We start from the raw sequence: 12185 nt of genomic DNA, 5'->3' as shown, positions 1-12185 counted from the left end.
CATGACGACATTTGCTATAGCTATCTTCATTCCGATAATCGTCATCCTGACGGCGTATATAATTTTGCGTCCGGTCATCACTCAATACACGCACGACTACTATTTGCGCACGAAACCTCTTAAGGAAAAGACCGGCAGCTCCGCTCCCGAGGCTCCTAAGGACAGCCAAATCCTTCTTTTGTGTAAAACACTCGGTGAACTTGTCTTGAGCATGTTGCCTGCGCTTGCCGATAAAAGCAGCATTCAAAACCTTATTGAAGCCAATTACAGAACTCCTGAACACCTGGCAATTTTCATTGGCTGCAAAACTCTCTGTGTAATTGTCGTATCAGGCTTTTTACTCCTGATGGCTACAACCAACCCAGGACTTATTTTTGTGGCGCTTATTGCCGCACCAATGGCCTGGATTTTCCCGAACTTTACGCTCATTGGTCGAGTGAAAAAGCGCAAGGCGGAAATCTTACGCGAACTCCCAACAGTCGTTGATCTTTTGATTGTCTGTGCGCAAGCCGGTCTTGGTTTGCTCATGTGTATTGAAAAGGTTGCTAAAGAGTCTGCCGATAGCTGCCCTGTATTAGCGTCTGAATTGCAGCAGATGATGAATGACGTAAAAATCTTCGCCAAGGCAACCACCAACGCTTTGCAGGACATGGCTAATCGTTGCGGCAGTGAAGAAATAAACGGTATTGTCAGCTCACTTATTGCCGCTGAAGCGAAAGGTTCTGACATAAGTTACCCATTAAGACAGCAAGCCGAAGCCCTGCGTGATCGCTTGAAGCGTAAGAAGGAAGAAGAAGCAGCCAAAGTGCCTGTAAAAATGGTGCCTGTCATTGTAGTCTTTGTTATGCCACTTATTCTCTGTCCACTACTTGGACCAGCCATCATCACAATCATGTCGGCAATGGGACCATTCATGGGTGGCGCCAAATAAGGCGTGCTGGCTGTGGCTAAGGCATTCAATCGCACAAGAAGTACGATGCTGGCCGATAAGCTTCGCATTGCCGACAACTTCCTGTTGCGCTTAAAAGGACTTTTGTTCACGGCAAGCCTGTCGCAGGGACATGGACTGTACATTACTCCCTGCCAGGCTATTCATATGATGGGCATGGTCTATGCAATCGACTGTGTGTTCATCGACAAGGACAATGTCGTTGTTGGTCTGGCAGAGTCGGTTAAGCCATTTGCTCTTTCGCCATTTTTTAAATCAGCCAAAGGTTGTATTGAACTGCCTGCTGGAACAATTACTTCTTCGAAGACGGAGATTGGTGATTTAGTGGAACTGGAGAACTAGGCTACGGCAGGCGTTGAATTGTTATCGCATCGGATGTAACGAAGCTATCCTTGCTTGCCATTACCGCGCGGATTTGATAGAAGCCAGGCTTGTCGAAATTGGACTTATCCAGTGTAAAGGAGTTCTCTTTGGTGGACAACGGTAGGCTCTTACCTACAACTGTTGACTGTTCCTGTGGGAGAAAGTTTTCGAAAAAGAAGTCCGCCTTACCTATTTGAATTGTGACTTGATTTTGATTGAATTGGCTTGGCCGTGTGAGGACAAAGTCTAGTCTGTCGGCAGAATTGCAATTGTGCACGCCTGTATTGTCGGTTTGTCCAAGAAGCTTTAATTGTGGAGCGACGGCTGATGCCGGCAGCAAACGCACAGTGGAAAGTTTTTGAGCTTCGGGCAGAGTTAGATTTACATCGCTCACTTTTGTTTCGGTAAACCAGCGCCAATGGCGTGATAATGGAATGTAGACAGTCTGTTGTCCGGAGACGGTTGTGATCGATGCCTCGCCTTTAAATGGGGAATTGGTATTCCAGGTTGCTCTAATTTCTTGGGGATTATTTGTCTGGATATCAAATGCAAGGAAATCATAAGCTAGCGGATTGATGTTCAAATCCGAAAAATTGTAATTGCTTTGAGCTGTCTGCGATGTAGGCAGCGGCAAGGGTTTTGCAGAGGAGGACACATTCAGTTGCAATTGTTTGAAGTGCTTGTCGGTTCTGTCCCAGACAAGTGGCTTTGCCGCAGCAAGCGTATCTTTGAACCGAGATGTGTTTATGAATTCTGCCGGTCCGAAAAGAATAGGTTCAAATGTATTGAATCGATTGCCGATATTGCTCGTTGTGAAAGGCGGCTTGAGCATGAGGCGGAATGTTTCGCCGTTTAAGATTATGTGCGCGGCGCTATTGCGCTTGGGCAATGCCAGGACGATGAATTGTTTATTCGAAGTTTGAGCCAATGTTTTGCTTTCATTAAATACCGCTTTTGCTTCTTTGCCGGCATGCACCCATGTCATATTGGTGGCATAGGCGATTTTGCCATAGGCAAAAACCAGCAAGGTAAGGTTTGCAACGGAAAGAGCAATTGGCCATTTTCTCGTGCTGCCGGAAGTCGATGCTGAAGGCAAAAAGAGCAATAGTGGCAAAGCGAAGCTTAGAGGCATGGTCAAGAAGTAATAGAAGCGGCTGCCTTCTAGGTCATAGCCTAAGCCCCAGAGTTGATAAATAGGGGCTGCGCAGGTGGCTGTCCAGAGAAGTAAGAAAGCCAACCACTTGAGTGACAATTCACGATTGAACAAACGAGTCACGGCAATTGCACCGGCAATTAAATACACCGCAAATAAAATGGGCCCGTAAATGCTTTGGTCTTGAAAGAGCGTGTAATTCAGCGGGTAGGCAATTCGATGAAGTGTATCGGGATCAAGCCAGCGTTTAATGAGTCCGGCAAATTGTGACGCGCCAATTGAACCTGTGTAGCCTCCGGTTAAAGTGCCGAGGAAGGCGTAACGCAGTGGGAAGTAGATAAGCGTAGAAAGCCATAAAGGTGATGCTTTCAAAACGGCCTGCTTAAGTCTGGCTATTGGCTTTAGTTGATCGTCTGCAAGAAGGAAGCTGGCGGCCGTTATCATCACGGGTAAACCAATCGCCATTTCTTTGGTCCAGAGGGCAAGCCAGAAGGAAATTGTAGCTATTGTTGTAGTTAGCTTTTGCCATTTGCCGTTGTTCAAAAGCAAATAGAAGCTCAAGAGATAGTAGAAGCAGCAAGCTATGTCTACGCGCCCAACTACCCACGTGACACTTTCACAATGGAGCGGGCTGACAGTGAAAAGTGCTGCAGTGAAAAAGCTTATAGCCTGACTGCGCCAGGTCGCAAAAGACTTGGTCAGCTTTCGCAAGAGCGCATATAGAAGAATTGAGTTGCCGGCGTAATATAGGATGTTGGTTAGGTAATAACCAAATGCATTGGCTTTCCAGATGGCGTAGTCAAAAACAAGTGTGGCTAAAAGCCACGGACGCCAGACAGCCATGGATGGTATCTGCATATAGTTGCCCGTAAAGTTTGACCAAAATAAATTAGGCTCGCCATTGAATATCTTGTGCACATAGCTCACTTCGCCAAAATCGTCAGCGATGAAAAAGCTCTCGAGTGTGCGTCCAAAAGTAAGTGCTACAAGAGTAAGCAAGGCGACAAGGCAGAGCACATCAATAAGTTTGCTCTGCGGTTTGTTAGAGATAGGCATTGTCTTTGGTTTAAGAAGTTCTTGCGTCGTCATTTTTGGCCCTGCCCAAGGTAAAGCTGATAGTTGCCGGTAAATGGTACTGCCGGTAAATGCATGACTTCAACTTTTAGATTGCGCACTGCCGCAGGCGGCAATGCTTGCTTGTGGTTGTTCCTGTGATTGGAGAGTTCACTTACAGGCAAAAACTGTGCTCTCAGATTGAGCGCCGTGCCGGGTAATGTTGAAGGCTTAAGAGGAAATGCACAATCGAAGTTGCGCCAAGGTGTGTCAGTGGCAATGGACTTTTGGCACCATGGTGATTGGTATTCAGTTTGCTTTTTATTGTCCCGGCAGGTTATTGAAAGTTTGGTGCCGGCTAAGGCATTTTCGCCACGTGCTTGACCAGTCAGGCGAATAAGCCAGGTCTCCTCATTATCGTATTCCGGCAGGTCTAAAGCACATTCGTTATTGTCACTTGTAGCAGAAACAATCGTGACCAGTTTGTCGGTTGGACTTTCCGTATCGTCAGCAAGGACGAAAACATTCGGTACTTTACCTGTCGGCTTTTCCAATTTTACTCTCTGGTCATAACGGGTGTCTGTTAGTCCATGTGTGTTTTCCACACCGTAAAAAGATTTTTCCCACGAGTAGCGCGTTAAGCTAGGAATAATCAGGTTCTTCTCACTGGAGCTTGTGCCGAAAACAGTGAAGGGCTTCTCTTTTGCCGTAACCCTAATGAGTGTATTTGAGCTTAGCGCTTCTTTTGGAATCGGCAAAAGATACCATTGACGTAAGTCGGCATTTGATGTGGCGGCATCTTGTGTCAGACAATCAAAAATGTATTCCTGCTCAAAGGCAACCGCGCCTTTGCTTATAGGGACCACGTGGCTTAGATCATTGGCGAAAGAAAGGCTCGGGATAAAAGGTCCTGAAAGTTGTTGTCCGTTCACGGTAACTACAACATCATTGGCTAGTGCAGTCTGACTTTCAGCGTCTATTAATAGATACGAATTCTTTTGTCGTGCGCGCGACAACTGCTGATCACTTAGGGCAATTGTTTGCGTGATTGAATTATTGCTTATTGTTTGTTGCCACTCGTTAGCGCGCCCATGTGCTCTAACCGGCATGGCGAACGGTACAAAGACAAGCGCAAGCAATGCAAGAATTAGTATTCTTGTTTTCTTTTTGTTGCCATCAAGATAATTACTTGCTTGCCATAATGCCACCGCCAGTGCCAATAGCACGATTGCTTTAGACAACAAGACGATCAGTTGCGGAACTAACAAAGAAGCAGAGTCTAAGCGGCTAATAGAAAAGAGCGCTGTTGCTATCGCTACAACGGCGATAGCTGTTTTGTTTGAACGCCCGTTTTTGACCATGCGCCAAAGGCTAATTATGCCTGCTGCTGCAAACATGATAATGAAGGGCATGATGCCTATGTTATAGCGCGGCACGGTAATGAAGAAGCAATAGACGAGTTGGAAAGCAGCGATGGAGAAGATCATCAGTCGGCAAAACAGTTGAGATCTATTCGATCTCTGCAACACATTGCCGAAAAGGCTGAGTGCAATCCCTACAACTCCCAGCAAGAGAATCATTTGGTGAATGGTTATTTGTTGGCAGACGCCTAGAAGCCCGATTGGAGTTCTAAAATCGTTCCAGGGGAACTTAAGCAGGCGAGGCAGTTTGTCTTGCATTAGCCGCATCCAGGCAGATGGGCTTTTCTTCACTTCTGCTTGCCACAAGGTGAGAAGACTTCTGTTCTCGATGCCGCGTCCGTCAGGATAAGGTACCGAAAGCCAACCTTGAGTTTCTGCATTGTTGCCGACGAAGAAGTTGTAGTGCCCAACTCTATCTACAAGTAGTGTGCTCGTGCCAAAGGCTACTTTTTGCAAGGCAATCCAGGGCATTGCCACAGCTAGATAGCCGATTGTCATTAAAGCAATAGACGTAATTATTTTCGCTTTGGATTTATTGTGCCAATAAGTGAGTACTGTAATCGGCACAAGTGCGGCAGTCATCGCAACCATTATTGAGCGAGTCAATTGCAAACAAATGGCAGTAAAGCCTTTGAGTAATTGTGAAACTACCCAGCCGAATTTGTTTTGCGGGGTTTCTTTATTGGCTGCCATGAAATCCTTAACGACAAGCCAAACCAAAAGGCTCATGAGAAATACGGCGAATGTTTCGGAATAAAGACGTCCGCTGTTGATGATGAATCCTGGATAGATGGCGGTTAAAATGCCGGCGGCATAACCAACTTTGCGATTCCAAACTAAATAGGCTGTGTGAGCAATTAGCACAGCTGTGAATGCGCTAATAAAAGACTGCAGTCCCAACATCAGCATCCAGTTGCTGGTATCAAACTCTGTGCCTGTTAACAAGAAACCGGCAATTAGAAATGTAGGGAAGACGGGACTGGATATTTTTAGTTCGTTCAAGTAACTTAGCGTTGTTTGCACTGAATGTTGCGTGGCTTCATTTGCTTGTCCCGTGAGGCAGGCAAATGCGTCCTGCCAGAAAGAAGCGGGAAGATCTTTGAGTGAGTGCAAGACAATGGCATTGCGTAAATATTCGGATGCGTCGCAGGCGCCATAGGCGTTCATATGAGGTGCATCAAAGTTGAACCAGAAGCGAATGGTTAATGCCAGAACGTAGATAGTCACCCAGATAGCAGGCGAATTGAAATAACCTGTCGGCTTTGCCGGAGGCTTGGATGTGACTTGACCGGCCGCTTGATCGGCGCGTGGCGTCTTGTACTGTTGCCCGGAGAACATAATTGGCAGTATTTTACCAAGTACTACTTGTAATCTATTTGAAAGCTTTCTTATAGGCGGTTGTTTCCGGGAACGGGCGCATGCAATGCGCCCCTGCAGTGCGAGGGGCGGGTGAAAAGTACCTAAGACCGGCTTGGCTGCAAAGTGGCCGGGTGAGAAATGGGGTATTATTAGTGACCGGATTGGATTCCGTTGAAAGCTTTGGGAGCGCTTTGGCGTGAAAAAAGTTTTACTTACCGTTCACAAGTTTTTCCCGGAGCACCGGGCCGGCACTGAAGTGCTGACGCTCAAGGCTGCTCAGGAATTACAGCGGCGCGGCTATGAAGTACTTGTCGTTACTGCCAATCCGCCGGATTTGGACGCTAATAATCGCGCGGCTGCCAAAGTCAGTTCGGCAGTAAGTGACTATGTCCACGACGGTGTGCCTGTTCATGTTATTGAAGAACCATTGCGCCTGAAGGACTACGAATTTTCTTTCGAGTTCAATCATCCTCATATCGCTGAGCATTTTGACGGCATTCTTGAATGCTTCGCTCCCGATCTTGTGCATATTTTTCATGCGCAGAATTTGTCAGCGAGCATTATTGATAAAGCCAGAGCAAGAAATATTCCAGTTATTGCGTCGACAACAGACTTTTGGTTTGTCTGCCCGCTTGTTCAATTGAAAAGACAAGACGGTGAGGTTTGTCGTGGACCAAAATCACCAGGTGCCAATTGCTTAACTTGCTATACGCCGAAATTGTTTCCCCCAGTCAGTGAATTTAAGGAAGCGGTACTGCAGAAATATCCGGTACTAGAGGGACTTATTCCTAAAGGTCTGGATGATCTTGGTTTTTCCGCTCTCTATGCGCTTTATCTCTCCGGCAAGGCAGTACCGGCCGCTTTGTCGACTTGCCAGCGAAGTGGCGCGCTTATTGAAGCCGCCAACAAATTGCAAGCAATTATGGTGCCGACAAAACTCATGGCGGACATCTTTGCGGAAAACGGTATTAGCAAAGATAGACTGCATTTGGTGCCGTTTGGTATTGATACCAAACTTTTGACACCATATGTGAACAAGACACCTAGCGATGTTGTGCGCATTGGTTATATCGGCACAATTTTTGAACACAAAGGTGTTGATTTATTGGTTGATGCGTTTCAAGCTTTGCCTTCCGATGTGGCTGCAACTCTCACTATTTACGGCGACCTTAAGCAATTTCCCGAATACGGGAAAGTCATTGAGCAAAAGGCTAAGTCAGGCGTCAATGCCGGCAAAATTACATTGGCTGGAACATTCCCGAACTCTGAATTAGGACAAGTGTTGAGCAATATTGACGCATTGGTTGTGCCTTCACGGTGGTATGAAAATACTCCGCTTGTTATACAGTCGGCGCTTGCCACTAAAACACCTTTAATTGCCACTGATTTGGGCGGTATGTCTGAACTCATTAAACATGAACAAAATGGTCTGCTTTTTGACCTTAACAACATGCATTCACTCAAAGAGAAATTAGAGTCAGTGATAACTGACCCAATGAAGTTGAAAACATTCCGTGACAACATTGCTCCAGAGCGCACAGTTAGCGATATGGTCGATGATATTGAGCGGATATACGAGGCTTCCGCTGCTCAAAGCGAAAAGTCTAAATATGCTATAGTGGCGGACTGATGAAAGCACTTGTTATCGGTGGCAACGGTTTTATTGGCACGAACCTCGTTGAGGGTCTGCTTGCTGATGGTTATCAGGTGCGCGTTTTAGACCGTTATCCCAGCCGCTATCGCGAGCCATTTGCCGGCGTCGAGTATGTAGTTGGTGACCTGGGCAATCATGGCGATGTCATTGCCGCTGTGAAAGGCGTCGATCAAGTTTTTCATCTGGCTTACACGACTTTGCCGCAAACATCTAATGACGATCCTGTTTATGACGTTCGATCAAACATTGCAGACACGGTGCAACTTTTGCAAGAGTGTCGAGCTGCCAACGTCAAGAAAGTAATATTCATCTCGTCTGGTGGCACCATATATGGTGTACCTCAACAAACACCAATTCCGGAAGAACATCCAACAGAACCGATTTGCTCCTATGGCATAAGCAAGTTGGCTATCGAGAAATACTTGAAATTGTTCCACCATTTGTGGGGACTAGAGTATGTTGTTGCCCGTCTGTCTAATCCCTATGGCGAACAGCAAAATCCAAATTCCAAGCAAGGCGCAGTAGGCGTCTTCCTCGGTAATATTCAGCAGGGTAAGCCCATAACAATCTGGGGCGACGGCTCTGTTGTGCGTGACTATATTTACATTGGTGATGTGACCAAGGCTCTTATTGCCTGCGCAAAGTACAATCCTGGACCAAACGATCACCGCGTGTTTAATATTGGCGAAGGAAAAGGCTGCTCACTCAATCAACTAATTGATGCGTTGAAGGAAGTCGTCGATAAGCCTGTTGAAGTTGTTTATACACCTGCGCGTGCAGTCGATGTGCCGGCCAATGTGCTCGATATTGAAAGAGCCAAGAAATGTCTCAAGTGGGCGCCGGAAATGGATCTCAAAGAAGGACTGAGACGCAGTTGGAAGTGGGTAAACTCACTTAGTCTTGTTTAGTTCGCCAAGTCCGGATATCAAATTGTCTTGAAGCTTTTTACCGCCTACGGCATTTAAGTGGGCGGAATCCAAATAATCGCTCTGGCTGTAAGTGCCAGGTGTGTCCAAATTCAAATACGTTCCACCGGACTTTTGCGTGAAGTTGCGCGTGTCGGTGAGATAATTGTCGTAGAGTTTTTTGTCGAGCAAGTTTTTGTTCTTATCCATTAGAGGCATGTTGAACACAACCAGCTTTATTTGTTTTTCTTGGCACAACTTTGCCAGTCTTTCAAAGTAAGAAAGTTCTTGCGCGTAACGCTGGAAATTAGCTGGATTGTAGCGGCTTTTGTACTCAGCGGAGTTGTCGTCCCATTTCGGTTTTGCGGCAGACACTTGGGACTCAAGCGCAGTGCAAATGGAACCATTCTCTTTGGTTGGAATTGGCGTAGCAATTTCTTCTTTGGGCGCTGCCTTTCGTGTGGTTGCTTCAAATAAAGTTGCCGGACGGTTGAAGAAATCACACGAGGCGGCCGTTAAAAATGTTCTGTAATCCGCTTTTACGCGATAGTAGTACCAGATGTAGCCTGCAAATAAATCGCCAATCTGCGGTAATTGCAGGTTGCGTGTGAAAATGTCGTTGACGCAACGCCAGTCGGACAGGACTTCGTAAACAGGAGTCTTTCCAACTGCAGGAACCGTATTGTCGACAAAGTCGCGCGGGGCAATCCCATAAAAAACATACTTGGGTTTGCGTCCGTCATCAATGGCGCGCGACAAGAGTAAATAAGCTTCTGATGCCATGCAGCCGTAACAACTAAGATTGAAAATATTCAGCGGCTCAATGATTCTCGTTAAGTTGTCCTGCAAATAACGCGCTTTTGTGTAGACGCGTACTTGCCCAATTTTGGTGGCATCCGGTTCGCCTTTGTATTGATAATCGCAATAGGCGATGGCTGTCATCGGCAAAGAGGATCCCAAAACCAGTGCATCGGGTTTTATGGAGGACTCAAAGAATTCTGGGATTTTGCTTACGACAGGATTTTGGTCGAGCGGTAAATATTGGGTTGCCTTAACATGTTTTAAGGGGCGCAGTGTGTAGATGGCATAGTCAATAGTCAATAAGGCAATCAAGAGCCAAACAAGGACGCTCGAGCCGATGTAGTGCCAGGGCTTCAATTGCTTGGGCTTGGATGGTTTTAATTTGGCTGTTGCGATAGGCACGGCTGGGCTTTACTCTTATGTCCAGGCAAGTATAGTTTGGAATTCCCAACCTATCCTTGACTACTCCTAATGTTTTAGAACTATTCTTGTTCTAAAGTAGTATGCAAAGCTTACACGAGTAACGTTGACCAGGAATATCCCAACGGTGGACAATTTTGCGTTGCTGGAAGTAAGAAAGGTGATCCGGTGTTAGGGAAACAATTCATTTCTATGCCTGCCACGCCTGCTGAACTGTCAATTGTTGTCGCGGTCTACAACGAAGATCCACGCAATTTGCTGCATTTGTTGGAACGACTCTGGAAGGCTATTTCGCCTACAGGCATGTCCTATGAAGTTGTTTTTGTAAACGACGGCAGCGGCGTAAAAACATCTGCTGCATTGAAGCAGATTGCCGGCGAAGTTGATTACGTGAAGTTGGTTATGCTGTCGCGTAATTTCGGGCAGCAAGCTGCAATTACTGCCGGCTTTGATCATGCTGTTGGTCAAGCTGTGGTCAACATTGATTCTGACTTGCAAGACCCGCCGGAACTAATTCCACAGATGCTGCAAAAGTGGCGTGAAGGCTTTGATGTTGTCTACGCTACACGCTCGACAAGACGCGATCGTTTCGGCAAGCGTCTTCCCGCATTTCTTTTCTATCGTCTTCTTGGTGCTATGTCCAGCGTGGATATTCCGTGGGACACAGGCGATTTTCGTTTGCTTGATCGCAAAGTTGTGGACGCTCTTAAATCCATGCCGGAAAGAACACGCTTTTTGCGCGGCATGATTCCTTGGCTTGGCTTTAAACAAGTCGGCATTCCTATCGATCGCGACGCGCGTGAAGTTGGTGAAAGTACCTACACCATCAAAAAGCTTTTGATATTGGCCATGGACGGCATTTTGTCCTTCTCGTCCGCACCACTATATCTGGTGTCGATGATTGGCGCTGTCATATTAGGTATTGGTTTTCTAGGTTTAGTGCTCTGGTTGGCCTTGGCGGGGATGACTAAGAGCGCTGTCCTGGATCCTGCTTTTGTCACATTGGCTCTTATGACTTTTGCCGGATTGCAAATTTTGTGTTCGGGTATCGTTGCCGTTTACTTGGGCAAAGTGCTGGATGAAGTTCGTGCGCGCCCAACTTACTTGGTCGCTGAACGGCTTGGTGAGCCATTTGCGCAAGATGCAGTGGAAGAAACAACTGCAGCAGTCGTGCAGCCAAAGTCCGGACATTTAGTCAAATAACGAATTAGGTACTCGCAACAGCGACGATAGATCCGCCGAAATTCAGGTCGTGATCTTGCAGAAGGTTGTGTTCTAAGCGCACCGCTACTAGAAGTATTTGATTGAGCAGCATGGGCGGCAGCTTGACCTCATCAGACAAGATCTGTGCTGCTTCTGTTGCCGTCAAGTTTTGAGGAATTCCTGAAGTCATTAACATGCGTAGCAGGAGTAGAGGCAAAAGTGGAGCGAAAAAATACGTAACTTGCGGGTTTTTAAAACCGGCTTCGATCAACACGTCGGTCAATGACTCGCGCGTGTAACGCCTGTAATGACCATACATTTCATCCATGCGCGACCAGAGCCAACTATGTGCCGGCACTGTTATAAAAATTTTGCCGCCGGGATTTAAATATTCGCGTACTTGTATGAGCGCTTCTTTGTCATCATCAATATGCTCGACGCAATCGAAAAGTCCTATGGCGTCAAAGCGCTTGCTGGTTTTGTCTTTTAAGCTGAGCAAATCGCAAGGATAGACAGGTATTTGCGGATAACGTTCCTTGCTTTTTTTAATTCCATATTTGTTTTGTTCACAGCCGGTAGCGTCTTTGACGCCGTGCTCGTAGAGATAACCAAGCACATTGCAGGCACCGGAGCCGATTTCTAAAAATGACTTGTTTTGCCAGTCAGGAAACGACTCTTTGAACAGGCGAAAAATTCGTTCGTTGCGAGCTACGTACCAGAAATGAAGTCTATCTATTTTCGATACGGCATCATACGCGAAGTGCCCTTGGGCAATCGCGTGTTCAATATCAGGCGCCGATTTGTCCAGTACTTGAGTCATTGCTCACAATCCTGCCCCTCTTCCGGGGCAAAGTTAGATAGTAGCCCAAAGTTGCTATGAATTCCTGAATTTTGAACCTGAGAG

9 protein-coding genes are annotated in these 12185 nt (G+C 46.5%); 5 read left to right on the top strand and 4 right to left on the bottom strand.

The window, feature by feature from the left end; all coding sequences use genetic code 11:
• Position 1: 1 nt before the first annotated feature.
• Positions 2 to 931: a type II secretion system F family protein gene (locus tag K2Y22_05780; GenBank protein MBX9877950.1), complete on the top strand. Its 930-nt coding sequence runs from the start codon at positions 2 to 4 to the stop codon at positions 929 to 931.
• Between the two features lie 12 nt (positions 932 to 943).
• On the top strand, positions 944 to 1291 hold the full coding sequence (locus K2Y22_05775; protein MBX9877949.1) for a DUF192 domain-containing protein: 348 nt from the start codon (positions 944 to 946) through the stop codon (positions 1289 to 1291).
• Position 1292: 1 nt separating this feature from the next.
• Here K2Y22_05775 and K2Y22_05770 read toward each other — a convergent pair whose 3' ends face one another.
• A complete protein-coding gene (locus tag K2Y22_05770; GenBank protein MBX9877948.1) occupies positions 1293 to 3554 on the bottom strand; it encodes a hypothetical protein in 2262 nt (753 codons plus the stop codon).
• The gene (locus K2Y22_05765; GenBank protein ID MBX9877947.1) at positions 3551 to 6277 is read right to left on the bottom strand and encodes a hypothetical protein; all 2727 of its coding nucleotides are present in this window, start codon (positions 6275 to 6277) and stop codon (positions 3551 to 3553) included. Before K2Y22_05765 ends, K2Y22_05770 begins: the two co-directional genes overlap by 4 nt.
• Before the next feature lie 217 nt (positions 6278 to 6494).
• Between K2Y22_05765 and K2Y22_05760 the strand changes: the two genes are divergently transcribed.
• Positions 6495 to 7928: a glycosyltransferase gene (locus K2Y22_05760; protein MBX9877946.1), complete on the top strand. Its 1434-nt coding sequence runs from the start codon at positions 6495 to 6497 to the stop codon at positions 7926 to 7928.
• Entirely contained in the window at positions 7928 to 8860 is a 933-nt protein-coding gene (locus K2Y22_05755; GenBank protein ID MBX9877945.1) for an NAD-dependent epimerase/dehydratase family protein, read from the top strand. The genes K2Y22_05760 and K2Y22_05755 overlap by 1 nt, the downstream gene beginning before the upstream one ends.
• Here the strand turns inward: K2Y22_05755 and K2Y22_05750 are convergent.
• Positions 8843 to 10060 carry a DUF1574 domain-containing protein gene (locus K2Y22_05750; GenBank protein MBX9877944.1) on the bottom strand — a complete coding sequence of 406 codons (1218 nt, stop codon included), beginning with the start codon at positions 10058 to 10060 and terminating at the stop codon, positions 8843 to 8845. The two genes, K2Y22_05755 and K2Y22_05750, sit on opposite strands and share 18 nt — an antisense overlap.
• Positions 10061 to 10246: 186 nt before the next feature.
• Here K2Y22_05750 and K2Y22_05745 point away from each other — a divergent pair, with 186 nt between their 5' ends.
• A complete protein-coding gene (locus tag K2Y22_05745) occupies positions 10247 to 11281 on the top strand; it encodes a glycosyltransferase family 2 protein (GenBank protein MBX9877943.1) in 1035 nt (344 codons plus the stop codon).
• Positions 11282 to 11285: 4 nt separating this feature from the next.
• Here the strand turns inward: K2Y22_05745 and K2Y22_05740 are convergent, their stop codons facing one another.
• Positions 11286 to 12101, bottom strand: coding sequence for a class I SAM-dependent methyltransferase (locus tag K2Y22_05740; GenBank protein ID MBX9877942.1), 816 nt, complete (start codon positions 12099 to 12101; stop codon positions 11286 to 11288).
• Positions 12102 to 12185: the final 84 nt, after the last annotated feature.

This window comes from Candidatus Obscuribacterales bacterium (assembly GCA_019744775.1).
In the GTDB taxonomy this organism is placed as follows: Bacteria; Cyanobacteriota; Vampirovibrionia; order Obscuribacterales; family Obscuribacteraceae; genus SBAT01.
The sequence above is the reverse complement of the archived record's forward strand: the minus strand, read 5'-3'. Positions and strand labels throughout refer to the sequence as shown.

Coding starts and splice junctions, on each gene's coding strand:
- K2Y22_05780 (MBX9877950.1), top strand. CDS start 2: ATGACGACATTTGCTATAGCTATCTTCATTCCGATAATCGTCATCCTG.
- K2Y22_05770 (MBX9877948.1), bottom strand. CDS start 3,554: ATGACGACGCAAGAACTTCTTAAACCAAAGACAATGCCTATCTCTAAC.
- K2Y22_05765 (MBX9877947.1), bottom strand. CDS start 6,277: ATGTTCTCCGGGCAACAGTACAAGACGCCACGCGCCGATCAAGCGGCC.
- K2Y22_05755 (MBX9877945.1), top strand. CDS start 7,928: ATGAAAGCACTTGTTATCGGTGGCAACGGTTTTATTGGCACGAACCTC.
- K2Y22_05740 (MBX9877942.1), bottom strand. CDS start 12,101: ATGACTCAAGTACTGGACAAATCGGCGCCTGATATTGAACACGCGATT.